Source organism: uncultured Erythrobacter sp., assembly GCF_947492365.1.
Lineage (GTDB): Bacteria > Pseudomonadota > Alphaproteobacteria > Sphingomonadales > Sphingomonadaceae > Erythrobacter.
The window spans coordinates 1,425,409-1,449,518 of sequence record NZ_CANLMB010000001.1 but is presented as its reverse complement, the minus strand read 5'-3'; the positions used below and the strand labels follow the sequence as shown (position 1 = coordinate 1,449,518).

Here is a 24,110-nt window from a genome sequence, read left to right as displayed (position 1 = left end):
AGACCTATCCTTCCTTCTTACGATTCCTTCTTGCGCCGTGCCTTCTTGCGCTCATGCGGGCACAGCAGCGTCTTGCGCAGACGGATGCTATGCGGCGTCACTTCGACCATTTCGTCGGTGTCGATATAGGCGATGGACTGCTCAAGGCTCATGCGGCGCGGCGGGGTCAGGCGGATGGCGTCGTCCTTGCCGGTCGAGCGGACGTTGGAGAGCTGCTTGGCCTTCATCGGGTTGACCTCGAGATCGTCCGGCTTGGCGTTTTCGCCGATGATCATGCCTTCATAGACCTTCATCGACGCGCCCACGAACAGCTCGCCGCGCTCTTCAAGCATGTTGAGCGCGTAGGCGTTGCTCTCGCCGTCGCCGTTGGAGATCAGCACGCCGTTGCTGCGACCGTCGATGGGGCCGCGATAGGCGTCATACTTTTCGAACAGACGGTTCATGATGCCGGTGCCGCGCGTGTCGGACAGGAATTCACCGTGATAGCCGATCAGTCCGCGCGAAGGGGCGGAGAAGGTGATGCGGGTCTTGCCGACGCCAGAGGGGCGCATCTCGGTAAGGTCGGCCTTACGCTTCTGCATCTTTTCGACAACGGTGCCCGAGTGTTCATCATCCACGTCGATGACGACGGTTTCGAACGGTTCGGTGCGCTTTCCGTCTTCTTCGCGGAACAGCACGACCGGGCGGCTGATGCCAAGCTCGAAGCCTTCGCGGCGCATCGTTTCGATGAGCACGCCCAGCTGGAGCTCGCCGCGGCCTGCGACTTCGAAAGCGTCCTTGTCGTCGGCTTCGGTGATGCGGATAGCGACGTTGGTTTCAGCTTCGCGCAGCAGACGGTCGCGGATCATGCGGCTGGTGACTTTGCTGCCTTCGCGTCCGGCGAGTGGGCTGTCATTGACCGAAAAGCGCATGGCGAGCGTGGGGGGATCGATCGGCTGTGCAGCAATCGGCGTGCTGACTGCGGGATCGCAGATCGTGTTCGACACGGTCGCCTTTTCCAGGCCGGCCAGCGCGATGATGTCACCGGCGCGGGCGGTTTCAACCGGAACGCGGTCCAGCCCGTCAAAGCTCATCAGCTTGGTCGCTCGGCCGACTTCGACGACTTTGCCGTCCATATCGATTGCGTGGATCGGATCGTTGACCTTGAGCGTGCCCGACTGGACACGGCCGGTGAGCACGCGGCCCATGAAATTGTCGCGGTCAAGCAGGGTGGCGAGGAAGGAGAAGGGGGCTTCCACTTCCAGACCCGGTTCCGGCACGTGATCGACGATCAGGTTGAAGAGCGGGCCAAGATCGCCCTCGCGCGCGGTTTCATCGCTGCTGGCATAGCCATCGCGGCCCGAGGCCCAGAGCGAGGGGAAGTCGAGCTGTTCGTCATTGGCGTCGAGCGAGGCGAACAGGTCGAACACTTCGTCGAGCACTTCCTGCGGGCGGCCATCGGGGCGGTCGATCTTGTTGACGACAACGATGGGTTTGAGGCCGAGCGCCAGAGCCTTGCCGGTAACAAACTTGGTCTGCGGCATTGCGCCTTCCGCGCTATCGACCAGCAGGATGACGCCATCGACCATGGAGAGGATGCGCTCAACCTCCGCGCCGAAATCGGCGTGGCCGGGCGTGTCGACGATGTTGATGCGGGTCACGTCGCCGGACGGGCCTTCCCATTCGACGCTGGTGCATTTGGCAAGGATGGTGATTCCGCGCTCTTTTTCCAGATCGCCCGAATCCATCGCGCGCTCTTCGATGCGCTGATTCTCACGATAAGTGCCCGATTGGCGGAAAAGCTGGTCAACCAGTGTGGTTTTTCCGTGATCGACGTGCGCGATGATAGCGACATTGCGCAGGGAGGAGGGTGATTTGGACATTCGGATCTTTCGGCGATGCGAGGCGCGCCATGGCAATGGGCTACGGCGTTAGGCAAAAGGATTTCGGGTGCGATGCTGCAACGCAGCAGCGCGCGCCTAGCGCAGAGCGTGTCTAACGGCAAGGTGTAGCGAAACAGCGATGACAGCGACCGTCAGGTGCAATTGCGCATAAGTATCGAATCTAGTATTGTTTGCCGGACAATCGAGGGGGGATCGATGACGGGCAATAATCCGGGTGACAATATTCCTGACGCCGCGCAATCTGGCGCCGCTTCTGCTGAAGATGGCGAAGAAGCCGCGACTGCCCAGCAAGTAACGCTCGCCACGATCATAATCTTTGCGATCGTCGCAATTGTCCTGGTCGTCAACGGCTTGGCATTGTACAATTCGCTGTCCCAAAATTGGGAGGGCGGCGGCTGGTCGGTGATCGCTTGGACGGCAAACGGCCTTGCGGGCTGGTCTGCGATTACCGCGTTGCTGGGCTCGCTCGCATCGGCGGTCATCCTGATTTTTACAGAGGCGCATCGCAAGAGCAACCTGATGATCTGGCTGGGCCTGACATTCGGGGTGGCCTTGCTGCTGTCGGTCATAAACTTCTACCACTCGACCAATTTTGAGCCGCAGGCTGAACGCCAAAGCCCTGCTGCGAAGATCGGAAGCACTGACAATCTGCCGGGATGTTTGCTGGAGGATGCGCCTGCGGGGCTGCGTGATGATGAACGCAGCGCATGGCGGCAGGAATGCCGGATTGGCAAAGCGCAGGAATTTCGAGACACGCTTTCGAGTTTCTGGAAAGCGCTGCTGGCATGGTTGATCGCGTCGCTCGGGTCGCTTTTTGTGCGACGGACCAAGCCTGCGCAAGCGGTCAGAGAAAAACTGCAAGAACTGCGGGCCAGCGGCAATTAGGGGGTAGGAGACAGCACATGAGATCGCTGAAAACAGGGCTGCGCTTGCTGGCCGGGGTGGCTGCACTGCCGCTATTGTTCGGGCCGGCACAGGCTGCGGCGCAGGCCCGGAACGTTGAGATGTCTGTCGAATGGCGTCACGCCGACGCCCGCCCGTTTGAGATACGTTTCAAGGGCGAGAACGGTGCAGACAGGATCAAGAGTACATCCGTGACTGCGCAGGGAGCGGAAACCATCGTTGCGAGGAGCGCCGGTGGCGGACAGGATAGGCGGCTCGTTCTGCGTCTCTATTATGGCAATGATTACGCCATTCTTGCTCCCGTTCGGCTAGCGCCCGGGCAAAAGACTGCAAATCTCGTTCTCGGTTCGCGTCAAAGAATATGCACTTTAGATGTGTCGGAGGAATTGCGGCGAGACATGAACCGCAATCGCAACCGGCATATCGAATTGCTCGATGCAATCATCAGTGCCCTCAGAAGCTATGACACCGAATGCCGCAATGAGGGGCCCGCAGAACGGGCGAGTTTCGCGGAAACGATCCTGACCGGTGTGCGGTATTACGCGCGCCTGCCTGGTGGTGCTCTCAATATCACCCATTTTGCCGAAGAGTTGATCAGCGATCCTGTCCAACGCGCATCACTTGCCAGTCAGTTCCGGACCAGTGAAGCGTTGCAAGCGGTTGCATTTGTCAACGCGCTCTACACCGCGGGAGACACAGATGAGGAGCTCTTGCGCGCTGCAACCGGCGAATTGGTTTTGCTCGCTGACACCGGGGACCTGTCAGATGCGTTTGCTCAGTTGGACTGGGGCCGTTCGACTTATGAAGGCCATCTGCTCAACTTTGAATTCACCGATACGGTCAGATTTATCGAAAACGCGGCCCTTGATGATGATGCGATCTTTGCCGAAGCGCAGGCCAGGGTGCAGCGTTTTGCCAACATTGCCGAAGCACCCGAAGGGTCACGCGAGGCGATGGCCTTTGCAAATTCGAGCCTTGATCCGGCGCTTCTCACTTCGCTTGAGCAGCGAACACTTGACCTGCGCGATTATTTCGAACGTCGCCAAACCGAAGGCTCGCAATCTTCCGGGCCGTCGATTGAGCCTAACGCGCCGGATGCGCCCGGCGTGACTGACTCACCCACCATTTTGCTGCAAGATCAGCCGGCTGGGGAAGGCGAGTTGTCGGATTCTATCCTGCAAGCCTCCCCTGTCGATCTGGGTTCCGGAAACTTCGAAACCGGGAGCAGCACGATCGTTTCTCCTTCGCTGCAAGACGCCTTGAACGCCGGAGCGTTTGACAATCTGAGCCAAATTGCAGCCGAAGCAGCGATGGCTGATGGTCCACTTTAAGCGGATGTGTTGGCGCAATTTGGCCCCGGTCCTGTATTCGGGTGAAGGCGAATGGCTGGCGTAACCGCGATAGAGCCGCGTTCTGTGTCAGATCTGGCGACGCTACGGCATCCAGCCTTTGTGATGGCTTTGGATGAGTGCTTCGCAATTTGACGAGCAATTTCGACTGACCGACGCATCGCTAATTGATGAAGAGGGCGTGCCCCTTGCCCGCGTTCGCCCGCCCCGATTCAGGTGTGACGGTGTTGCAACAATACCTCTTATCCCACGCGATTCTGCGGCTTTGCGGCTTGTCGGGTCTGATACAACTGCCTATCACAAGCGTTAATCGAAGCTGATCGGAAGAGCATCTGGGGATGCGCATTCTAAATTCCGGCTGCGTTCGAGGGGATTTGAGGAGAGAATTTCCATGCGTTCCATTAATGCCGGCGCCGCCGGGTCGTTCCGTTTCAGCCTGCTCGCAGGTGCCGCGGGTTTCGCACTGCTCGCGCCTGGCGCAGCCTTTGCGCAAGACACTGACAATGAAGATGGCCCTGATGCGGGTGAAACCACCAGCAGCAACGTCATCATCGTTACCGCTTCCAAGCGTGAAACCACGCTTCAGGAAACGCCGATCTCGGTCAGCGTGACCAGCGGTGAAACGCTCGAAAACGCGCAGATCCGCGACGTTCTCGACCTTCAGACGGTTACCCCGTCGCTCCGCGTCAGCCAGCTTCAGACAGCTTCGGCATCGACCTTCATCATTCGCGGTTTCGGTAACGGCGATAACAACTTCGGTATCGAGCCTTCGGTCGGCGTCTTCATTGACGGCGTGTTCCGTTCGCGCTCTGCCGGCGCCCTGTCCGATCTTCCCAATGTGCAACGCATCGAAGTTCTGAACGGCCCGCAATCGACGCTGTTCGGTAAGAACGCATCTGCCGGCGTCATCTCGGTTGTGACGCGTGAGCCGCAGTTCACTTTTGGCGGCGCGATTGAAGCGACTTACGGAAACTTCAACGCGATGACGCTGAAAGGCGACATCACCGGTCCGATCAGTGATAACATCGCCTTCTCGATCGACGGCAGCTACAACCGCCGCGACGGTTACGGCACGATCGTCAACCTCGACGAAGAGATCAACGACCGCGATCGTTACTCGGTACGCGGCCAGCTCTTGATTGAGCCGAGCTCCGATTTCCGCATCCGTGCAATCGCCGATTATTCGAAGATTGACGAAGTTTGCTGCACCGTCGGCAATCTCGTCAATGGTCCGACCGGACCCGGAATCGGCGCCGTAGGCGGCCAGATCCCGACCGACTTTTTCGGCCGCGAAGTGTTCCTTAACTTCGTGCCTGAAAACGAAGTGAAGAATTATGGCGGTTCGGTTCAGATGGACTGGGAAACCGGCCCGCTGTCGCTGACCTCGATCACGTCCTATCGTGAGCTGGACAACAACTTCCTCACCGACATCGACTTCACCAGCGCGGATATCGCCACCGAAACCCGTGCGCAGCAGGTCGAAACCTTCACTCAGGAACTGCGGATCGCGTCCGATTTTGACGGCCCGATCAACTTCCTGCTTGGCGGCTTCTACTTCGATGAATCGATTGCTCAGCAGAGCGCGATCCAGAACGGCAGCCAGATCCGTAACTTCTTCGAGATTCTTGCTGGCGAGAACCCCGTTGCAGTTCTGACCGGTCAGCCGACGCTGTTCAACGGGCTTGAGCAGTCCTTCGGCTTCCCGCAGGAAACGATCTTCAACACGCCGCTGCTGACGCAGGAAGTGTTCTTCATGAACAACACCGCATGGTCGGTGTTTGGTACGGTTGATTTCGAACCGGTTGAGGGCCTCGTTCTGACGGGCGGCTTCAACTACACCGACGATGAAAAGGACTTCGGTCTTTCGCAGCAGAGCTTTGACCCGCTGGCGCAGGTCAACTTTGTCGATGCCTTCATCACGCAAGCAACCGCGCTCAACCCGGGTTTGCCGACCGTCACTGATCGTGCCGGATTCCAGGCGCTTCCGGCTGCGGTTCAGGCTGGCCTGCTGGCCGCTGCGACCGATCCGGCGCAGAACCCGCTGCTGGGTCTGGCCGCGTTCCAGTTCCAGCCGCCGTTCCTGAACTTCCCGAACTCGGTTGAGCCGGGCATCACCAATGATGACGAGTTCACCTATCTGCTGCGCGCATCGTACGAGATCTCTCCGGAGGTCAACGTCTATGCGAGCTACTCGACAGGCTTCAAGGCAAGCTCGATCAACCTGTCGCGCGATAGCCGTCCTTCGAACCTCGATTTCCTCGCAGGTCCGGGTGGTTCGACTTTCGCTGCGCCTGACTCGGCGATCATCAATGCCGGTCTGGCCGTGCCGAACCTCGTTTCGGGTTCGCGCTTTGCCGGTCCGGAAGAAACCGAAGTCTACGAAATCGGCGTTAAGGGCCAATGGGACGGCGTCGGTATCAACATCGCTTTGTTCGACCAGTCGATTGAAGGCTTCCAGAGCTTTGCCTTCACCGGCACCGGCTTTGCGCTGCGCAATGCAGGTAAGCAGTCGGTTCGCGGCTTCGAAATGGATGCGACAGTCGTTCCGACCGATGGTCTGGTCCTGACCTTTGCGATGACGCATCTTGATCCGCTGTTCGACGACTTCCCCGGAAGCGTTCTTGGCGATCTTTCGGGCGTGCGTCCGGCGGGTATCCCGTCGATCGCGATTTCGACTTCGGCGACCTACACGCATGAATGGGATAGCGGCACCGCACTGGTGACGCGCATCGACTACAACCATGAAAGCAACACGCCGATCAATAACGGCCTGCCGACTTTCGGCCCGAACAATTTCAGCCGCGAAGTGAACCTGGTCAACGGTTCGATGACGCTCAAGCTGAACAACGGTCTGGAAGTCGGTATCTGGGGTCGTAACCTGCTCGATGCCGAGTACATCACGACCATTTTCGACAGTGTGGCACAGGCCGGTTCGGTTTCGGGTTACCCCAACCAGCCGCGCACTTATGGTGGCCTCGTCCGCTTCAAGTTCTGATCCTAACGGACTAGAATTGCACAGTAAAAAGGGGCCTCGCCAGCAATGGCGGGGCCCCTTTTGCATGCGCTGTCACAGCAGCGCCGTCCGCCTTATCAACTTTTGAATTTGCCTCTGCGTCCGCAAAGGGGCAATCTGCATGGTCAGAGGGCAGCGGCTGCGCATGAGGGGTGCGCGTAAAACCCGCCGCTGTCTCAAGTCAGGGGGACTGATATGAGCATTGATATTGGACGCGTGTTTTCGAATACGTGGGAGATGATAAAGCAGCGTTTCTGGCTGCTGCTGGCGCTATGGGCGGTCTTTTTCGCGGTGCAGATAGTGTTCTCCATCGTCTTCACCATTGTAGGCGGCGGATCGATTGCCGCTTTGGGTGCTGCTGCGGGAGGTGGCGGTGATGCTGCACTGCTGGGCGGGCTAGGGATCGGGGCGATCCTGCTGATGATCGTCTTCTACGTCGCCTACATCCTGATCGCTCTGGCGCAGCAATGTTCGATGTCGGAAATGGCATCGCCGCTGGACAAGCCGGAATTTGGTCAGGCCTTCACCAACGGCTTTCGCGCGGCACCGACGCTGCTCGGACTGTTTGCGCTGTTGATCGCCGCCTATATCGGTTTTGCGATCGTCGGCTTGATCGTGGGCTTCATCCTCGCGTTCCTGGGCGATATCGGAGGATTGCTCTTCGGCCTTCTGGCTTTCGCTGCGATCATCTATTTCGCGGTCCGGCTCAGCGTGATCATTCCGGTCATCGCGGTCGACAAGGTGCGCAATCCGATCACAGCCATCACAAAGACGTGGAACATGACCGCAGGCAAGTTTCTGCCCATTCTGGTCATCTACCTCATCATGATCGGTGTCGCTTTGCTGGTGGTCGGCCTTCCGGTCTTCCTGATGCTGGGCTCGATTGGAGCGATGGCCATGGGCGGTGATCCGGCGGCTGCCGGGGGAGCTATTATGGGCGTTCTGGGCGGATTTTTCCTGATCTTCCCGCTGTTCATCATCTTCTCGATTTTCAGCGTGACGCTCGTTTCGTGCCTTCACGCCGAAGTGACCGACAGCACCGCTGAAAAAGCGCAGGACACGTTCAGCTGATAGGCTGAAGTGAACGGGGATAACGCTCCCGCTGTTGCTAAAGCTCTCTAAGAGCCTGCGCCGGTTTGGCGCGCAGCAGCGGGAGTGATCCTCCCAGCGCAAAGGCGAGCACCATCGCAAGGCCAAGGCCGAGAACGCTGAGCACCGCGCCCCAATCGGGCAACCAGTCAAATTCGAACAGCTGCGTGATAATCACCCAGCCCAGCGCCGATCCCAGCGCCAGCGCCACCAGCGCGAGGCTGGCTGCGATCAGGCCATATTCGGCCAGTTGCAGGCCAAGGATCTGCCGCCTGCTTGCGCCCATGACCCGCAGGACGACTGTGTCATAGGTCCGCGCCGCGCGCGCCGCTGCAATCGCTCCCATCAGCACCGCAAGCCCTGCCAGCACCGCCACAGCAGCCGCCGCAAGGGTCGCAAGTCCGACCTGTTCGAGAATGACCCGCGCCTGGCTGAGCACTTCGCCCACTTCGATCACCGAGCTGGAGGGATATTCGCGCACCAGCGAGCGCAGCAGCTCGCCGCGCGCCGCGACGCCTGCATCGCTGTCTGCGCTGTCGGGCAGGTCGATAGTCGCCGCCAGCTTGTGCGGGGCGTCCGATATGGCGTTGCGGGAGAAGACCATGATGAAGTTGAAACCCATCGTCTCCCAGTCGATCTCGCGCGTATTGGCGATCCGCGCGGTGCGCTCCGATCCGAGAATGCCGATGGTGAGCATGTCGCCCACTTCGAGCCCCGCTGCCTCGGCAAAATCCTTGTCGATCGAGACCAGCGGCTCGCCTGCATGATCCGCATCCCACCACTCGCCGTCGATCACGCGGCTGCCTTCGGGCGGTGCGTCGGCATAGGTGAGCCCGCGTTCTCCGCGCAAAGCCCATGCGCCTTCGGGGATTTCTTCAAGGTCTGCGGTGCGCTGCATCGCGCCTTCGGGGCCGAACGCCAGCACTGATCCGCGCAATGTCGGGACAGCGCGGATCGTGGCGTCGGGGAAGGGGGTTTCGACCAGCTCGAAAAAGCGCTCCTCGCCCTCGGTCGGGACGTCGATCACGAAATAGTCGGGCGCGGATTGGGGGACGCGGGTCTGGATATTGCCGTCAATCGCGCTCTGGATGGAGGCGAGCAGGACGAAGGAAGCAAGACCGAACCCGAGCGCGGTCACAAGCGCTCCGGTCGGCGCTCCGGGACGATAGATATTGGCGAGCGCCGAACGCAGCAGCGGGTTGGAGGGGCGCGGCAATCTGCGCGCCACATATTGCAGCAGCAGACCAAGCCCTGCGAGCAGCGCCAGCGCGCCTCCCGCAGCGATCAGGAACCCGCCCGAAAGCATCGGCTGCGCGGTTGTGAGCAAAGCCAGCGCACAGATCGCGGCGATGCCGATGCCGGTGGCAAGCAAAGCGCGCTTGTCGCGGGCGAGCGGCACGATCCGGCTGCGCATCAGCGCCATGGCCGGAAAACTGCGCGCGCGCAGCAAAGGCGCGGCGGCAAAGGCAAAGGCGACCAGCATTCCGTATGCGCCCGCGAGCAGGAGCGGCGCAGGTTCGATCACAAAACCGCTTTCAACCGGGAGCAACCCGTCGAGCGCCATACCGAGCAAAGGCGTCACCAGCACACCCGCTGCGAGGCCAAGAAAGCTTCCCGCGAACGCAGCGACAGCGATCTGGATCGCATAGACCCGCACAATGTCGCGCGACGATGCACCCAGAACTTTGAGCGTGGCGATGCTCGCGCGCCGCTGATCGAGATAGGAGGAGACGCCGCCCGCGATCCCGATCCCTGCAATGACCAAAGCTGCGAGGCCCACCAGCGTCAGAAAATCGCTCATCTGCGAGACAAAGCGGTCTGCACCGGGCGAGGCGCGGTCGCGATTGCGGAAGTCGAAACCGGCATTGGGGAAGGCTTCGGTGAGGGTTTCCTCGACTGTCTCGGGGTCAGCGGACTGGTTGTCGAAAGCGATGCGGTATTTGCTCTGATAGAGCGATCCGGGTTGTAGCAATCCGGCCTCTACCGGCACAGACTTCGCCACCAGCACAGTCGGGCCAAGCTGGAAGCCTTCGGACAAGCGGTCAGGTTCGGTCTCGATCACGCCCGCTGCGCGCATGGTCATGGTGCCGACGCGGAATGTCTCACCCACTTCGATGTCTAGCCGGTCGAGCGCGCCTTGCGCCAGATAGGCCTCATTGCCGCTTGGCGCGGTGCGTGTCTCTCCGCCAGTGACGGTGAAGGTTCCGTAGAGCGGCCAGCGTTCATCGACGGCTTTGAGTTCGACCGGAGCGGCGGCGTCATCGGTGCTGGCCATCGCCTGCATCCGGTAGCCGCCGGAATAGGTGCCGTGTTCCTCGAAAGCGGCCAGTTCGTCCGCATCAAAATCGCGCTGCCAGACTTCGACTTCGAGATCGCCGCCGAGCAATTCCTGCCCGGAAGACTGCAACTCGCGTTCGATCGAAGCGGTCAGCGTGCCAATCGCGGCGAGCGCTGCGGTGCCGAGGAAAATGCACACCAGCAGCAGCCGCAGCCCCTTGAAGCGCGCATTGAGGTCGCGCCGGGCAATTTGCCACGCTGCGCTCCAGTTGAGGCCGTGGGAGGCAGTGTCAGCGCTCACTCGGCGGCTTCCTGCACCGCACTGGTGTCGTTCTTTGTGTCGGAGACGATCACGCCGTCCGCCATGGTCAGCACCCGCTCGCATTTCGCGGCAAGACTGGCGTCGTGGGTGATGATGAGCAGGGTCGCGCCTGTCTCTGCGCGGCGCGCGAAGAGCAGGTCGACGATCTCCTCACCCGTTGCGACGTCGAGATTGCCGGTCGGCTCATCGGCGAAGATCAGCTGCGGGCGCGGCGCGATGGCGCGGGCGATGGCAACGCGCTGCTGCTCGCCGCCCGAAAGCTGGGTGGGGTAGTGGCCGGTGCGATGGCCCAGACCGACCGCTTCGAGTTCGGCCAAAGCGCGCGGGCTCGCATCATCGCTGCCCGCAAGTTCCATCGGAGTGGCGACGTTTTCGGCTGCGGTCATGGTGGGCAGAAGGTGGAAGGCCTGAAGCACAATCCCGATCCGGCCCCTGCGTGCGGCAGCAAGCCCGTCTTCATTGAGGCGAGCGAAATCCTCTCCCGCAACCTCCAGAGAACCGCCGCTGGCGCGCTCCAGCCCGGACAGCACCGCCATCAGCGAGCTTTTGCCCGAACCCGACGGGCCGAGCAGCGCGACGACTTCGCCATGCGCGATATCGAGGTCGATCCCGCGCAGGATATCGACTGGCGCATCGCCGCTGCCGAGTGTGAGGGTGAGATTGCGCGCGCAGATCGCAGGTTGCGATTGGCCGCTGGTCGAAAGGGGGTTTGGTTTGCTTGTCACGCTATCCAGATGGGCTAGGGAAGGGTTGCAAACAAGTACGAAAGAGGATGCTTCGCAGATGAATATCGGCCACTGGCAGAAACGATTGCAGATTGCGGCGTGCAGCGCGGCTTTGTTGGCGCTGGCTGCGTGCGGTAGTGAAGCTCCTGCAGAAGCGCCGAAACAGCCCAGCGACGGCTCGATCAGCGAAGGCGAGCTTGCGATCCCTGTGATGGGAGAGGAAGTGCGCATCCTCGCCTTCGGTGACAGTTTGTTCGCAGGCTACAACCTTGCCGAGAATGAAGGTTATCCAGAGCGCCTTGAGGCCGCCTTGCGAGGGCGCGGGGTCAATGCACGCGTGGTCGATGCGGGCGTATCGGGCGATACCAGTTCGGCCGGACGCGAGCGGCTGCCCTTCGTGCTGAACGGGCAAGAAGAAGCGCCCGACCTGTTTATCCTCGAACTGGGCGGGAATGATCTGCTGCGCGGGATCGAACCGGAGGAAACGCGCGCCAATTTCGAAGCAATGCTGTCCAACCTGCGCGAGCGCGAGATACCGGTCCTGCTCATGGGCATGCGCGCGCCGCCCAATTACGGGCCGGAATATCAGGCAGAGTTTGACGCCATGTATGGCGAGCTGGCCGAGGAGTTCGGCACCGCGATCATCCCGTTCTGGCTCGAAGACATCTATCAGGACCGCACGCTGTTCCTGGGCGACAGGATCCATCCCAACGCCGAAGGGATCGAGGCGCTGGTGGAGTCTACGATTGACGAGATCGTGGCGGCTTTGCCTGCGGATGAGGGCTGATCCCTCTTTTCGTCATTGCGAGGAGCGAAGCGACGCGGCAATCCAGAGCCGGATTGCGATACGCCCTGGATTGCTTCGCTTCGCTCGCAATGACGAGCCGCTAGAGTCTTTCGAGCCTTCCCCCGCTGACCCGCCAGATCGCCGCTTCGCCTTCGATATCGCTGAAGGGGGCAAGTTCAGTTCCGGTCATCCAGACCTGCGCGCCGCCGCTGCGCAGACGGCGAAACAGCTCTGTGCGGCGCACCGGATCGAGATGCGCGGCGACTTCATCGAGCAACAGCACACTTGGGCGCCCGGACGCGGCTAGCACGCCATGCGCGAGAGTAATCGCGATCAACATCGCCTTCTGCTCACCGGTCGAGCATGACGCGGCGGGTTGTCCTGACGAGGCCATCACCACTTCCAACTCGTCGCGATGCGGACCGGTCAGTGCGCGGCCAGCTGCGCGGTCACGCGGGCGGGCGCGGGCGAGCTCGGCGAGCAATTCCTCTGCATTGGTTGGCCCTCCCGCACGATAGGAGAGGATCGGGCGCGCGAAAGGCTCGGCGGGTAGGGCGGAAAGCTCGTCCGCCAACCGCGCCACCAACATCGCTCGGGTGCGCGCCACCACGCTGCCATGCTGGGCAACCTGCGCCTCGATGGCATCGAGCCAGCGCGCATCGCCGCGCTCCTCCAGCAGGCGGTTGCGTTCGCGCAAGGCCGTCTCCAGCTGGCCCACGCTCTTGGCATGGGTCGGCTCGATTGCAAGCGCCATGCGGTCGACAAAGCGCCGCCTCTCGCCCGCACTATCGGTGAACAGCCCGTCCATCGCGGGGGTGAGCCACGACACCGCCTGCCACTCAGAAAGCGCCGAAGCGCTCGCCTCGGCCCCGTTGATGCGGACAAGGCGGCGGGTGGGGCGCTCGACCTGGGTATATGTGCCAAGCCGAGCGGAGACCTGCCCCTGCTCGATCAGAGTAGCGCCAATGGCAAAGGCCCCCGCTTCGTCATCGGGCGATGCCCGCCGCGCAAGGTCATTCAAAGCCGCGCGCCGAAGCCCGCGGCCGGGTGAAAGCAGCGACAACGCCTCCAGCACATTGGTTTTGCCCGCGCCGTTCTCACCCACGAGCAGGTTGAAATGCGCAGTGTCAGCAAGCTCGCTGCCTTCGTGATTACGGAAGTTCTGAAGGGTGATCTTTGCGAGCGCCATGGTCGCCATCGGCGTAGCACGGGCGGCCCCAAAGGCCAGCTTTGCTCATCCGAAAATCCCCAATCCCAATAGGTGGGAAAAAATCCCAACCTTTCGGACTGATGAACGTGAGGTAAATTTACAAATTGATACAGAATGGCGGAATTCTGCGGTTTTTCGAGTTTGGCACACCTCCTGCAATGTATTCCACGACCCCGGGATGGACCCAGGGAAACAGACAAACCTACGAATGGAGATACTAAAATGACCGCAACTGACTTCTCGAACCGCTTCGCCGCTGCCGCTTTCTCGCTGGTCTTCACTGCCGCGATGTTCGCTTACGCAATTGTTCCTGCCACCCCTTCGCTGGCCTGATCCAACTCAGTTCAGCACCCCGAACCAAAGGACCCCTCACCATGTTTGCCAATGAAACCGCCAACCGCCTGTTCGCCGCAGCTTTCTCGCTCGTGCTCACAGCAGGCACCTTCGCCTACGCAATTGTGCCCGGCAGCCCGGCGATTGCGTGAACGGGGAGGGCTAAAAGCAAGCTACCCTGACACCCCGACCCTCTCTCTATCTCTCAAAAAAGGACCCGACGATGTATTCATTCTTTGAACTCTCCGGCACGCCAGGCGCCCGCGCCGCTGCCGCCGCCGGGTCACTCATCATCACCCTGGTGTTTATGGCGCCTACCGCGCTGGGCGCGATGTTCCCCGCTAGCCCGAACGCCGCCAACGCAACCGCAACTATGATTGGAGCCCTCGCATGAGCAACTTGACCCAGAACAACAGCCGCCCGCCCCAGGTCGGTTTCCGCCTTGATAAACGCGACGGAAAGATCATGGGCGTGTGCGGCGGGATCGCCAATTACATGGAAATCGACCCGGTGATCGTCCGCATCGCCTTTGCACTGGGCGCATTCTTCAGCGTCGGCACAGCGGGTATCATCTACCTCGCAATTGGCCTGATCGCCGACTGATTGCAGCCGGTAGCATGACCAAGCAGAGAGGGGCCAATCTGGCCCCTCTTTTGATTCTACATCGCGGAAATACCGCCATCCAACTTGATCTCCGCGCCGGTCATGAAGCGGCTCTCGTCGCTCGCCAGATAGACCACCGCGTTGGCGATATCGTTGGGCTCGCCGACGAATTTGAGCGGGATTTGCCGCGCAAGCTTCTCCATCAGCACTTCCTTGGGGATCGAGTGATTTTTGGCCGTCCCGTCGAGGATCGGCGTGTCGACAAAGGTCGGGTGCACCGAATTGCAGCGGATCTGCATGTTGTTCTTCGCACAGTGGAGCGCGATCGACTTTGACAGCATCCACACGCTCGCTTTGGAGGCGTTGTAAGCGGGCATCGTGTCGCTGGCGATCAGGCCGGCAATGCTGGAGATGTTGACGATGGAGCCGGGCGCGTGCTCGCGCATCAGCGGCAAGGCCTTTTGGCAGCCGTGAAAGATCGAATTGACGTTGATGTCAAAGCAGCGCTGCCAGTCGCCGAAGTCGCAAGTCTCGATATTGCCCGCAACCCCGATCCCGGCATTGTTGACCAGCACGTTGAGCCCGCCCATCTGGTCACGCGCGGCATCGACTGCGGCTTCCCACTGATCGGGATCGGTCACGTCATGGGCAATGCTGAACGCGGTGCCTGCGCCCAGTTGCTCGTTAATCAGCGCTGCGGTTTCCGCCGCGCCGTCACCGTTGATGTCGGTCGCGAGCACACGTGCGCCTTCTTCGGCGAGCCGGATGCAATGCGCGCGGCCCAGACCTTGGGCAGCGCCCGTGACCAGAGCCAGTTTGCCTTCACAACGTTTCGTCATTCTATTTCCACTCCCAGGAATTCCGGTGTCAGCAGCATCGCTACCCGCACATCGACCCCGTGGCCAGCGCCGCGCCACTCGGCGACGAATTCGCCCAGATCGGCGAGCGCCACGCGGTGGATGGTGATGTTCTCGCTTTCGGTCCCGCCGCCTGCGCTAACCTTGGTAAGGCCGCTTGCGCGCAGCAGGGTGAAGCTTTCGGAGACCATGCCGGGGGAGGAAAAGAACTCGCCCAGCACTTCGATATTGTCAGCGTGAAAGCCGGTTTCTTCTTCCAGCTCGCGCGCGGCGGCGTCGATGGCGGGCTCGTCTTCGCTGCCCTCGTCGTCGCCGACAAGGCCTGCGGGTATTTCAAGGCAAAACTGGCCGAGCGGGACACGGTACTGGCTGACGAGGATCACATGGCGTGTCCCGTCATCATCCTCATCAATCGCGATGATCGCGGCGGCGCGAATGCCGCGCGCGCGCCCGACATATTCCCAGCGGCCACGGCGTTTCGCATTGATGAAGCGGCCTTGCCACATCAACTCTTCGGGCTCGTCCGCGTCTTCATCGCGGATCATTTCAAAATCATCCATGACGTAGAGGCTTAGACTTCGATCAGCCTGTCGGGAAGCTCGTTTTCATCCTCGTCGCCTTTGGGGAAGTGCTGCGCGAGGACAAAGCCGACATCGCGCACGCCCGCCGCCATGCCTTCAGCGATCCGGCCCGATTTGATTTCGGCCAGCATGTCACCCATCGCCTCGCCCCAGACTTCGGCATCGACCTTTTCGGCGATGGGCCGGTCGGCGACTATCTCGGCGCGGTGTTCGGACATTGAGAGGTAGATGAGCACGCCCGTGCGGCCATGGGTGCGGCGTTCGGCGCCGACCTTGAAATGTTTGACCGCCTGATCGTGCACCCGCGCGGTTTTGACCGGGCCTGGGATCAGGAGGAAGCGCAAGGGATCCCATTGGAGAACTGCCCATGTGACGACAAAGGCGATCAGTCCCAGCGCAATTGTCATGCTGGCAAGCTCGCCCGTGGTCCAATCGTGTCCCCAGCCGCCCACCAGCGCGTCCCACAGATTGAGAAAAGGGGCGGGGAAGGCCGCAAAAGCGCTCATTGCGGTGAAGGCGAGCGCGGCTGCCCAGACCATCACGACATCGGAATATCCGTCAGAGCGGTCGGCCAGAACGGTCAGGATCTCGCCCGAGGTTCCAAGCTCCGCTTGCCCGACGGCATCGGAGACGATTTTATGCTGGGCTTCGTTTAGATAGGCCATTGCTCACCACCCTCCCGAGGCGCCACCGCCTCCGGACATGCCGCCGCCGAAGCCGCCAAAGCCGCCTCCGCCGCTGAAACCGCCGCCACCGCCGCCGCCCCAGCTGGAGCCGCCGCCGCGCATCGCGCCGCGCGCAATCGCGCTGCCGACTTCCCAAAGGATGATGTTGGAGGCGACATCGGCGGCATCGCTCGCGCGCTCACCCCACGGGCCTTTGCCTTTGGTGCGATAGCGCCGTGAACGCCGCGAACCGCGAATGATCGGCAGGACGAAGAAGAAGAACATGAAGCCGAGCCAGATCAGCGTGCCAATCGGAAAACCACCATCGTTGCGGCTGCGATTGGCCTCGGCAGCCTGCGCGGCCTCTTCAATGGCAATCGCGTCTTCGGGCGACTTGGCAAGGTGGGACAGGATCGCATCGACCCCTTCGGTCACACCCGCATCGAAATCGCCTTGCTTGAAGCGCGGCGTGATCGTGTCGCGGATGACCCGGCCCGCCATGACGCCGCCGAAATAGGGGTGGAGGCCGTAGCCAACTTCGATCCGCATCTTGCGATCATCGCGCGCGACCAGCAGGAGAAGCCCCGTATCGCGCCGCTCGCCGCCAATGCCCCAGGTCGAGAACAGCTCTGTCGCGTATGGCTCGATCGGCTCGCCGCCCAGCGAAGGCACAGTGGCGACGATAATCGCGTGGCCGGTCTGCTGGTTGTAAAGGCGCAGACGCTGGTCCAGCTCTGCCTCTGTCGCAGCGGATAGAATATCCGCCCCGTCATAGACCGGGCCATCCGGACGCGGCGGCATGTCCTGCGCGCTGGCAGAAACCGCCGCGCCGAGCAGCGCGAACATGATGAGCAGAAGTTTGAGCCAGCCGGTTGCCGGGTTTGATCGCGAGAGGGTCAAGTGTGGTTCCTTACCCTTCGGAGCCACCCGTGATGTTGTCGAACTCCACGTCCGGTGCTTGTTCAGCGCCCGCTTCGGCTTCGAAATATTCCATCGGCTCTGCGCCGTGAATGATGTTCGCGCCGATCGTATCGGGGAAGGTGCGGATCGTGGTGTTATAGTCCTGCGCAGCCTCGTTGTAGCGCACGCGTTCGGTGTTGATGAGGTTTTCCGACTCGTCGAGCGCCACGATCAGATCGCGGAAGTTCTGGTTGCTCTGGAGCTCGGGATAGGCCTCTACCACCGAACGGAACTGGCCGAGCGCCTGGGTGAGCTGGTTTTCGGCCTGCTGCACCTGCTGGAACTCGTCCGCATCCATCAGCCCTTCGGTCGTGATGTTCACGCCCATTGCGCGCGAGCGGGCCTCGAGCACGCCGGTTAGAATGTCGCGCTCAGAAATCGCGGCGGCTTCCGCCACGCTGACGAGGTTGGGGATCAGATCGTGGCGGCGCTGCATGGCCGATTCGACGTTACCCCACTGCGCATTTGCGGCCTCTTGCTTGGTCGGAACCGAGTTGATCCCGCAAGCGGCCAGCGTGAGTGAAACGGCGGCGATGATGATGCCGCGTCCGAAATTGCGCAAATTCATGGTGGTCCCTCCTTGGTGGCGCGCTTTGCTGGTGATCGCCGCTGCCGGATGGCCGGGCGAAGCTTCGCAAATGCGCACAATGTCCTGTCTTATCAATATAGCACACCCCGATCCGCTTTCAAGGAGTCCCCAGCGCGCGCACCCCAAAGTCTTGACCGTTCAGCTGGCCATATGCGACCAGAAAGCCGCAAGGGGAACGCACTGGTTAGAGGGGATTGAAATGCTGACCGAATTCAAGGAATTCATTGCCAAGGGCAATGTCATGGAACTGGCCGTCGCGGTGATTATCGCGGGCGGATTTGCCGTTATCGTCGCGTCGATGACGTCCGATCTGATCATGCCGGTTGTCGGCGCGATCTTTGGCAATGTGGATTTCTCGTCCAAATATTACGTGCTGTCAGGCGCTGAATTGATCGAGCCGGGCATGACACTCGAAGCGGCGCGTGAGGCGGGTGCTAATGTGCTCGCATGGGGCGCGTTCCTGACTGCGGTGATCAACTTCGTGATCCTCGCCTTCATCATCTTCCTGCTGGTGCGTTACGCCAACAAGGCGAAGGCGAAATTCGAAACGCCCGAGGAAGCGGCGGAGGAAGCTCCCGCAGGCCCGACCGAGATCGAGCTGCTGACCGAAATCCGCGACGCGCTGAAAAAGTGATTCGACCCGCATCCCGCCCGGTGAAGTCATCGGGCGGGACGCATCGGGCCTTTGTCCCGCACCGGCGCGGCTGATCGGGTTTTGCCGCAACTTGGCATAGCTTGGCGTGAGCGTAATCATGCCCGCAGGTAGAGGACCGGCATGAACGAGAACTCCTCAACCTCCAGCATTCGGCCCGATACTGAAGGCCGCGCGTCAGCCTTTATCGACCTTGCCATCATCCTTGCGGTGCTGGTCGGGGTGAAGCAGGCGGTTCTACCCTATTCGCTGGTCTTTGGCGGTCCCGCATCAACCTTCAGCGCGATGGCAGTGGGCACCTTCCTACTTTGGCGCAGAGGCTTTGGGTGGAGCGATCTGGGCCTGCGCTGGCCGAAGAGCTGGTGGGTCGCAATCGGGATTTCTGTGGCGATTTTCCTCGCATTTCTGGCCACTGCCGGGGCGAGCAGTGCGCTTGCTGACCTGTGGTTCGAGGATGTCGGCACAAGCGGGCGCTTTGATTTCGTCAACGGAAACCTCGCCGCCTATCTGCTGATCATGGCGCTGGTGTGGACGCATGGTTCGTTTTTCGAAGAACTGTTGTTCCGCGCCTTCATCATCACCAAACTGGGAGACGGGTTGGGCGGCACTCGCGCGGCAAGCCTGATCGCAGTTGTCCTCGCCGCGATCTTCTTCGGATATCGGCATTATTACTATCAGGGCATGCACGGCGCGCTGGTGACGGGGTGTATCGGATTGCTGTTCGGGCTGATCTATCTGCGGCTGCGCAGCACATCGATCCTGCCGCTGATCCTGGTCCACGGAGCGGCCAATTCCATCGCGCAGACAAGCCGTTTCCTCAGCGCGCCTGCCGGATAGCGCGTTCCGCTCAATTGCGCGCGGATTGCGCGGTCCACTTCACATTAATCTCTATCGGCCTATATAGGGTCTGTCGGTTTCGGCCGACTATGGTGATAAATTGCAGCGTGCAATAGGCACAACGGACCCGGGGGCAGTACCCGGCGTCTCCACCACAACCTCCTGAATTTGGGAGTTTTTGACGGGGACGAACTAGGATCGACGTGGGCTGAAAAGCGTTGTTTTTGCCCGGGCTGAAAACCCCGTAAAACTGTTCAAAACTCATAAGTGCAAACGATAACGAAGCACTCGCAATCGCAGCGTAATCTGACGGCCTAACGGCCTGATCTTACAAAGCTAAAGCGCGGTTGGACCCACCGGGCAACAGAAGCGGATTCCGGGCGTCCGGAGGGAACGTAGCAACAGAATCCCTCCACTTTTCTTCTGAAAAATCAGTTGGCTTGAGCCTCAACCTGCGCGCGCAACTCCTCAAGCTCCTTCTTCGCCTTGAGCGAATCCAGGATCGCTGCGCCTGCGAGGAACACTGCGCCGGTCGCGGCGAGAAACAAGGCCTGACCCCAGAAGCCGGGATATTGTTCGAGATAGGCAGAGCCGCGCGATGTCGCGCCCAGCGCGAGGGCGTAGATGATCACGAACGCTTCAAAGCGATTCTTGATCACAAACAGCCGTCCGATTTTGCGCAGCGCAGAAAAGCCCAAGACACTCTCTCCAATCGTTAACTCTCGTAAGAGCAAGGTCTGTGCCAACAACGTGTTGGTGCGCCTTGCATTGGTTAACGTGGGTGAGAGTGTAAGCGCATCCGACGCGGGCGCGCAAACGCATTAACGTTGATTAATTCAGTTCTTCGAGGCCGAGCGCGGTGAGCAGTGCCGTGCGCGCGGCGACAATGTCGCTGGCGAGGGCTTCATTGCCAAGGTCGGAGGGGTCGATCTGTTCGGGCCAAGTCTCGCCGATCACCCGTTCGAGCAGGTCCGCCTTCGCTTCGTCCAGAAGGAAGCGCGGATCGACATGGGCCGGATCGCACGCAACGCGCAGGCGCAGGCAGGCAGGGCCGCCGCCATTGGCCATGGACTGGCGCACATCGACGGGGATCACTTCGCGGATGGGGCCGTTGGAGGCCATCATCTCTTCGCAATACTTCCACACCGAAGCGCTCTCGCGGCATTCCTCCGGCACGATCAGCGCCATGGAGCCACCTGGCAAGGTGAGCAGCTGCGCGTTGAAGAGGTAGGTGCGGATCGCCTCTGCCATGGAGACGGCGGAGGAGGGCACTTCGACCACTTCCAATGCCGGAAATTTCGCGCGGATCGCTTCGTAAGCTCCGTCGCGGTTGGCAAAGGCTTCCTCGTGGGTGAAGAGCACGCGCTCATTCACCACCGAGACGACATCATTGTGGAACGCGCCTGCTTCGATCGCGGCGGGGTTTTGTTCGATAAAGACGCATTTTTCCGGATCGAGACCGTGCGCGCGGGCGACGAGGCGGCTGGCTTGTTCGTGCTGGCGTGCGGGGAATTTACCGCCGGTTTTGCCATAGACGAACAGCTCGACGCCGGGCGCGCCGTGGCCCTCGCAAAAGCGCCCGTGATTGGCTGCGCCTTCGTCTCCGAAAGTCGGTGGGACGGGGCCGTGGACGGTGAAGTGGTCGCTATTGCCGAATGCAACGTCGAGCTGGCGCTTTGTATCCGGCCATTCCTGCGCGCGGTGGAGCATGGTGACGAGGTTGGCAGGCGTCAGGTGGCACTTGCCATCAGAGGTGTCCGGCGCGGGGCTGACGGTCGCGGCATTGGCAGTCCACATCGAGGAGGCCGACCAAGGCGCGGCGCGCAAGGCCGCAGCCTCGCTTCCGTCGAAGCTCAACACATTCTCAAGCAGCGCATTGGGGCGGGGGAGCGGCAGGAGGAAGCCTTGCACACCCAGCCGCGCCAGATTGCCGCGCATCTTGGCAACACCCTGTAAGGCCGCTGCGCGCGGGTAAGAGGGATCGCCCTTGTGGCTCGCGCTCGCAATATTGCCGAGGCTGAGGCCTGCGTAATTGTGCGAGGGGCCGACAATGCCGTCGAAGTTGATTTCTTTAAGCGCCATTTTCAATTTGATCCGTCATTGCGAGCGGCCGCAAGGTCGCGCGGCAATCCATGGTCGAACTGTCCAGCAGCGAGCGGGCCATGGATCGCCGCGTCGCTGCGCTCCTCGCGATGACGAGGAAGAATTCTAGCGGGCCACGCTCCACACCGTGTCGCCTTCACTGACGTCCAGCGCGTCGGCTGCGGCGGAATCGATCGCGATGCCGCCATCGCCGTCAAGCTTGCGCGCACCGTAGCAGGCGCGGAAGGTCTGGAGGCGTCCGGTGGCGAGGATGGCGCGCTCGCCTTCCTGCAAATCTGCATCGACCAGCTTGCATGACGAGCTGTTCTTCACGCTTTCCACATCGTCGGTGCGCGCGACCATGCTGGGGCCGCCGTCGAAAATGTCGACATAGCCGTCGAAGCGGAAACCTTCGTTTTCGAGCATCTTCATCGCCGCGCGCCCCGTGGGGTGCGGCACGCCGATAACGCTGCGCGCATCATCGTCCAGCATCGAGATATAGACCGGATGTTTGGGCATCAGATCGGCGATGAACTGGTTGCCGTTGATCGCGTTGAAATAGTCAGCGTCCTGGAAAGACATGCCGAAAAAGCGTCCCGCAACCCCGTCCCAGAACGGCGAACCGCCGCGTTCGTCGATAATTCCGCGCAGTTCTGCCAGAATGCGGTCGGCAAAGCGTTTGCGGTGCATAGCGACGAACAGATAGCGGCTGCGCGCGAGCAGCAGACCAAGCCCGCCAGCGCGGTTGTTCGGGTGGAGGAACAGTCCGCCGACTTCGCTCGATCCCTCAAGGTCAGTGACAAGGCTGAGCAGCTCCGCGCGCACCGTTCGGTCAAGCTCCTGCGAATATTGGGTGAGGGTGTTGAGACGGTAGGAATAGAACGGCCATTGCTGGCCCACCTTGGTCATCAACTGGCAGGTGCCAGCGACCTTTCCGCTGGTGAGATCTTCGAGAACCAGCACGAATTGCTCGTCGACCAGCTCGTCTTCGTCATTGGCGAAGGCCTCGGCAGCGCGCTCGAGTTTCGAAGTCAGCGCTGCACGATCAGGCGGCAGGTTGGTGAACCCACCGCCGGTGAGCTTGGCCATCTCGTAGAGGTGTTCCAGATCTTTGGTGCGCGCGGCGCGCAGGCGAAAGGTCAATTGAGTGCTCCTGATGCTAGCCGCTCGATCACGCGCGCGGAAAGGGCGGCGCGTTCGGCGAGGCTGTCTGTAATGAGAAATTCTTGCGGCGAATGGATCGACCCGCCGCGTACGCCCATCGTATCGACCACGGGCACTCCGCAAGCGGCGATATTGTTGCCATCGCAGACGCCGCCGGTGGATTGCCACTTAATGTCCTGACCCAATTCCGCGCCGCATTCGCGCACCAGATCGAACAGGCGCTGGGCCTGTTCATCGACCGGCTTGGGCGGGCGGGTGACACCGCCGTGACGGTGAGCAGAGACTTCGTGCTCGCTCTCTATTGTGCGCAGCAACGTGTTGAGATCGCTGTCGAAGCTCTCCATCGCCTCCGTAGACTTGGGGCGGATATTGAAGCGCAGCAAAGCGTGGTCGGGCACGACATTGTTGGGGCCGCCGCCTTCGAGCTTTGCCGGGTTGATGGTGATGTTCTCGCGCTCCATCGCCTTCAGCCGCAGGATCAGATCGGCGGCAGCGACGAGCGCGTTGCGACCCTCATGCGGATTGCGCCCGGCATGCGCGGACTTGCCGCTGAGTGTGATCGAGTAGTTCCCCGTCCCTCCGCGCGCATGGGCCAGCGTGCCATCGGGCAAAGCGGCGGGTTCATAGGTGAGTGCGGCCAGCTTGCCCCGCGCCCCTTCCGCAATCAGCGCCGAGCTGGCGAGCGATCCGGTTTCTTCATCGGAATTGATCAGGACGTCATAGCCCAATGACCCTGCACTCGCGCTCTCTTCAAACGCCATCAGCGCGTGGAGCATCACCGCGATCCCGCCCTTCATATCGGCAACACCGGGCCCGTTCAGAACGCCGTCCTCCAGCCATGTCTGCTGCTGGAACGAGTGATCGACGGGGAACACGGTGTCCATATGGCCGGTCAGGAGGATACGGCGGTTGGCGGTCGGGCGCACGCGTAGGACGAGATGCTTGCCATGGGCCTTTTCAAACTCGCTGCCGTCACTTGCAATCGCTGTCACGGGCGCGGGGTCAACCAGTTCGACCTCACCGGGCAGCTGCGAGAAAGCCTTGGCAAGAACGTCAGCCTGCTCGGCCAGCCCTGCGATATTGGCGGTGCCTGTGTTGATCGCGCACCACGACTGGACCTGATCCAGCATGGCAGTAGCGTCAATTTGAGAGAGATAATCTGGTTTCATTCGTGACCACCCCTAGCGGGCGAAACGCGCTGTTCCAACCCGTTGCAATTGCGCTTTGCA

At 61.2% G+C, this 24,110-nt stretch carries 23 protein-coding genes and 1 other RNA gene; 11 read left to right on the top strand and 13 right to left on the bottom strand.

The genetic code is table 11. The annotated features are described in order from the left end of the window. Positions 1 to 17: 17 nt before the first annotated feature. Positions 18 to 1,862 carry a translational GTPase TypA gene (typA, locus tag Q0887_RS07120; RefSeq protein WP_299193520.1) on the bottom strand — a complete coding sequence of 615 codons (1,845 nt, stop codon included), beginning with the start codon at positions 1,860 to 1,862 and terminating at the stop codon, positions 18 to 20. A 216-nt stretch (positions 1,863 to 2,078) separates the two neighbouring features. Between typA and Q0887_RS07115 the strand changes: the two genes are divergently transcribed. The 4 genes from Q0887_RS07115 (at position 2,079) to Q0887_RS07100 (ending at position 8,219) form a co-directional block, all read left to right on the top strand. Beyond that, positions 2,079 to 2,768 carry a hypothetical protein gene (locus Q0887_RS07115; RefSeq protein ID WP_299193518.1) on the top strand — a complete coding sequence of 230 codons (690 nt, stop codon included), beginning with the start codon at positions 2,079 to 2,081 and terminating at the stop codon, positions 2,766 to 2,768. Continuing rightward, positions 2,669 to 4,117 (top strand): hypothetical protein, encoded by a 1,449-nt coding sequence (locus tag Q0887_RS07110; RefSeq protein WP_299193516.1) that lies wholly within the window; start codon positions 2,669 to 2,671, stop codon positions 4,115 to 4,117. The genes Q0887_RS07115 and Q0887_RS07110 overlap by 100 nt, the downstream gene beginning before the upstream one ends. Positions 4,118 to 4,526: 409 nt before the next feature. Continuing rightward, positions 4,527 to 7,130, top strand: coding sequence for a TonB-dependent receptor (locus tag Q0887_RS07105; RefSeq protein ID WP_299193514.1), 2,604 nt, complete (start codon positions 4,527 to 4,529; stop codon positions 7,128 to 7,130). A 213-nt stretch (positions 7,131 to 7,343) separates the two neighbouring features. Further along, entirely contained in the window at positions 7,344 to 8,219 is an 876-nt protein-coding gene (locus tag Q0887_RS07100) for a glycerophosphoryl diester phosphodiesterase membrane domain-containing protein (RefSeq protein ID WP_299193513.1), read from the top strand. A gap of 37 nt (positions 8,220 to 8,256) precedes the next feature. On the opposite strand, the gene Q0887_RS07095 is transcribed toward Q0887_RS07100, so the two are convergent. Continuing rightward, positions 8,257 to 10,815: an FtsX-like permease family protein gene (locus Q0887_RS07095; protein WP_299193512.1), complete on the bottom strand. Its 2,559-nt coding sequence runs from the start codon at positions 10,813 to 10,815 to the stop codon at positions 8,257 to 8,259. Beyond that, positions 10,812 to 11,561, bottom strand: coding sequence for an ABC transporter ATP-binding protein (locus Q0887_RS07090; RefSeq protein WP_299193510.1), 750 nt, complete (start codon positions 11,559 to 11,561; stop codon positions 10,812 to 10,814). The genes Q0887_RS07095 and Q0887_RS07090 overlap by 4 nt, the downstream gene beginning before the upstream one ends. A 58-nt stretch (positions 11,562 to 11,619) precedes the next feature. Here Q0887_RS07090 and Q0887_RS07085 point away from each other — a divergent pair, with 58 nt between their 5' ends. Then, positions 11,620 to 12,348 (top strand): arylesterase, encoded by a 729-nt coding sequence (locus Q0887_RS07085; RefSeq protein WP_299193508.1) that lies wholly within the window; start codon positions 11,620 to 11,622, stop codon positions 12,346 to 12,348. A 100-nt stretch (positions 12,349 to 12,448) separates the two neighbouring features. Here Q0887_RS07085 and recF read toward each other — a convergent pair whose 3' ends face one another. Next, a complete protein-coding gene (recF, locus tag Q0887_RS07080) occupies positions 12,449 to 13,537 on the bottom strand; it encodes a DNA replication/repair protein RecF (protein WP_299193506.1) in 1,089 nt (362 codons plus the stop codon). A 243-nt stretch (positions 13,538 to 13,780) separates the two neighbouring features. Here recF and Q0887_RS07075 point away from each other — a divergent pair, with 243 nt between their 5' ends. The 3 genes from Q0887_RS07075 (at position 13,781) to Q0887_RS07065 (ending at position 14,494) form a co-directional block, all read left to right on the top strand. Then, on the top strand, positions 13,781 to 13,891 hold the full coding sequence (locus tag Q0887_RS07075) for an enoyl-CoA hydratase (protein ID WP_299193504.1): 111 nt from the start codon (positions 13,781 to 13,783) through the stop codon (positions 13,889 to 13,891). Positions 13,892 to 13,932: 41 nt separating this feature from the next. Next, positions 13,933 to 14,043: an enoyl-CoA hydratase gene (locus Q0887_RS07070; RefSeq protein ID WP_299193502.1), complete on the top strand. Its 111-nt coding sequence runs from the start codon at positions 13,933 to 13,935 to the stop codon at positions 14,041 to 14,043. 238 nt (positions 14,044 to 14,281) lie between these two features. After that, positions 14,282 to 14,494, top strand: coding sequence for a PspC domain-containing protein (locus Q0887_RS07065; protein WP_299193500.1), 213 nt, complete (start codon positions 14,282 to 14,284; stop codon positions 14,492 to 14,494). A 56-nt stretch (positions 14,495 to 14,550) separates the two neighbouring features. Here the strand turns inward: Q0887_RS07065 and Q0887_RS07060 are convergent, their stop codons facing one another. From Q0887_RS07060 to Q0887_RS07040, 5 genes are read right to left on the bottom strand one after another with little or no spacing between them, the layout of a single operon-like run. Continuing rightward, positions 14,551 to 15,333 (bottom strand): SDR family oxidoreductase, encoded by a 783-nt coding sequence (locus tag Q0887_RS07060; RefSeq protein WP_299193498.1) that lies wholly within the window; start codon positions 15,331 to 15,333, stop codon positions 14,551 to 14,553. Next, positions 15,330 to 15,911: an NUDIX hydrolase gene (locus tag Q0887_RS07055; protein WP_299193496.1), complete on the bottom strand. Its 582-nt coding sequence runs from the start codon at positions 15,909 to 15,911 to the stop codon at positions 15,330 to 15,332. Before Q0887_RS07055 ends, Q0887_RS07060 begins: the two co-directional genes overlap by 4 nt. A gap of 11 nt (positions 15,912 to 15,922) precedes the next feature. Further along, positions 15,923 to 16,597, bottom strand: coding sequence for a hypothetical protein (locus Q0887_RS07050; protein WP_299193494.1), 675 nt, complete (start codon positions 16,595 to 16,597; stop codon positions 15,923 to 15,925). Between the two features lie 3 nt (positions 16,598 to 16,600). Further along, positions 16,601 to 17,497, bottom strand: a complete 897-nt coding sequence (locus Q0887_RS07045; protein WP_299193493.1) for a TPM domain-containing protein — start codon at positions 17,495 to 17,497, stop codon at positions 16,601 to 16,603. Between the two features lie 10 nt (positions 17,498 to 17,507). Next, positions 17,508 to 18,125, bottom strand: coding sequence for a LemA family protein (locus Q0887_RS07040; RefSeq protein WP_299193491.1), 618 nt, complete (start codon positions 18,123 to 18,125; stop codon positions 17,508 to 17,510). A gap of 220 nt (positions 18,126 to 18,345) precedes the next feature. Here Q0887_RS07040 and mscL point away from each other — a divergent pair, with 220 nt between their 5' ends. From mscL to ssrA, 3 genes are all read left to right on the top strand, one after another. Continuing rightward, positions 18,346 to 18,780, top strand: coding sequence for a large conductance mechanosensitive channel protein MscL (gene mscL, locus Q0887_RS07035; RefSeq protein ID WP_299193489.1), 435 nt, complete (start codon positions 18,346 to 18,348; stop codon positions 18,778 to 18,780). Positions 18,781 to 18,921: 141 nt separating this feature from the next. Continuing rightward, positions 18,922 to 19,635 (top strand): CPBP family intramembrane glutamic endopeptidase, encoded by a 714-nt coding sequence (locus Q0887_RS07030; RefSeq protein ID WP_299193487.1) that lies wholly within the window; start codon positions 18,922 to 18,924, stop codon positions 19,633 to 19,635. 34 nt (positions 19,636 to 19,669) lie between these two features. After that, positions 19,670 to 20,014, top strand: a transfer-messenger RNA (tmRNA) gene (gene ssrA, locus Q0887_RS07025). A 52-nt stretch (positions 20,015 to 20,066) separates the two neighbouring features. On the opposite strand, the gene Q0887_RS07020 is transcribed toward ssrA, so the two are convergent. The 4 genes from Q0887_RS07020 to Q0887_RS07005 form a co-directional block, all read right to left on the bottom strand. After that, entirely contained in the window at positions 20,067 to 20,333 is a 267-nt protein-coding gene (locus Q0887_RS07020; RefSeq protein ID WP_299193485.1) for a hypothetical protein, read from the bottom strand. A gap of 133 nt (positions 20,334 to 20,466) precedes the next feature. After that, positions 20,467 to 21,717 (bottom strand): N-succinylarginine dihydrolase, encoded by a 1,251-nt coding sequence (locus tag Q0887_RS07015; protein WP_299193484.1) that lies wholly within the window; start codon positions 21,715 to 21,717, stop codon positions 20,467 to 20,469. A gap of 126 nt (positions 21,718 to 21,843) precedes the next feature. After that, positions 21,844 to 22,860, bottom strand: coding sequence for an arginine N-succinyltransferase (locus Q0887_RS07010; RefSeq protein WP_299193482.1), 1,017 nt, complete (start codon positions 22,858 to 22,860; stop codon positions 21,844 to 21,846). Then, positions 22,857 to 24,050: a hydrolase gene (locus Q0887_RS07005; protein ID WP_299193481.1), complete on the bottom strand. Its 1,194-nt coding sequence runs from the start codon at positions 24,048 to 24,050 to the stop codon at positions 22,857 to 22,859. The genes Q0887_RS07010 and Q0887_RS07005 overlap by 4 nt, the downstream gene beginning before the upstream one ends. Positions 24,051 to 24,110: the final 60 nt, after the last annotated feature.

What these genes read in the sequence shown, in the direction of transcription:
- Q0887_RS07040 (WP_299193491.1), bottom strand. Translation starts at nt 18,125, where the DNA reads ATGAATTTGCGCAATTTCGGACGCGGCATCATCATCGCCGCCGTTTCA.
- Q0887_RS07110 (WP_299193516.1), top strand. Translation starts at nt 2,669, where the DNA reads ATGGTTGATCGCGTCGCTCGGGTCGCTTTTTGTGCGACGGACCAAGCC.
- Q0887_RS07065 (WP_299193500.1), top strand. Translation starts at nt 14,282, where the DNA reads ATGAGCAACTTGACCCAGAACAACAGCCGCCCGCCCCAGGTCGGTTTC.
- Q0887_RS07050 (WP_299193494.1), bottom strand. Translation starts at nt 16,597, where the DNA reads ATGGCCTATCTAAACGAAGCCCAGCATAAAATCGTCTCCGATGCCGTC.
- recF (WP_299193506.1), bottom strand. Translation starts at nt 13,537, where the DNA reads ATGGCGCTCGCAAAGATCACCCTTCAGAACTTCCGTAATCACGAAGGC.
- Q0887_RS07075 (WP_299193504.1), top strand. Translation starts at nt 13,781, where the DNA reads ATGACCGCAACTGACTTCTCGAACCGCTTCGCCGCTGCCGCTTTCTCG.
- Q0887_RS07005 (WP_299193481.1), bottom strand. Translation starts at nt 24,050, where the DNA reads ATGAAACCAGATTATCTCTCTCAAATTGACGCTACTGCCATGCTGGAT.
- Q0887_RS07055 (WP_299193496.1), bottom strand. Translation starts at nt 15,911, where the DNA reads ATGGATGATTTTGAAATGATCCGCGATGAAGACGCGGACGAGCCCGAA.
- typA (WP_299193520.1), bottom strand. Translation starts at nt 1,862, where the DNA reads ATGTCCAAATCACCCTCCTCCCTGCGCAATGTCGCTATCATCGCGCAC.
- Q0887_RS07085 (WP_299193508.1), top strand. Translation starts at nt 11,620, where the DNA reads ATGAATATCGGCCACTGGCAGAAACGATTGCAGATTGCGGCGTGCAGC.
- Q0887_RS07100 (WP_299193513.1), top strand. Translation starts at nt 7,344, where the DNA reads ATGAGCATTGATATTGGACGCGTGTTTTCGAATACGTGGGAGATGATA.
- Q0887_RS07070 (WP_299193502.1), top strand. Translation starts at nt 13,933, where the DNA reads ATGTTTGCCAATGAAACCGCCAACCGCCTGTTCGCCGCAGCTTTCTCG.
- Q0887_RS07030 (WP_299193487.1), top strand. Translation starts at nt 18,922, where the DNA reads ATGAACGAGAACTCCTCAACCTCCAGCATTCGGCCCGATACTGAAGGC.
- Q0887_RS07060 (WP_299193498.1), bottom strand. Translation starts at nt 15,333, where the DNA reads ATGACGAAACGTTGTGAAGGCAAACTGGCTCTGGTCACGGGCGCTGCC.
- mscL (WP_299193489.1), top strand. Translation starts at nt 18,346, where the DNA reads ATGCTGACCGAATTCAAGGAATTCATTGCCAAGGGCAATGTCATGGAA.
- Q0887_RS07015 (WP_299193484.1), bottom strand. Translation starts at nt 21,717, where the DNA reads ATGGCGCTTAAAGAAATCAACTTCGACGGCATTGTCGGCCCCTCGCAC.
- Q0887_RS07105 (WP_299193514.1), top strand. Translation starts at nt 4,527, where the DNA reads ATGCGTTCCATTAATGCCGGCGCCGCCGGGTCGTTCCGTTTCAGCCTG.
- Q0887_RS07115 (WP_299193518.1), top strand. Translation starts at nt 2,079, where the DNA reads ATGACGGGCAATAATCCGGGTGACAATATTCCTGACGCCGCGCAATCT.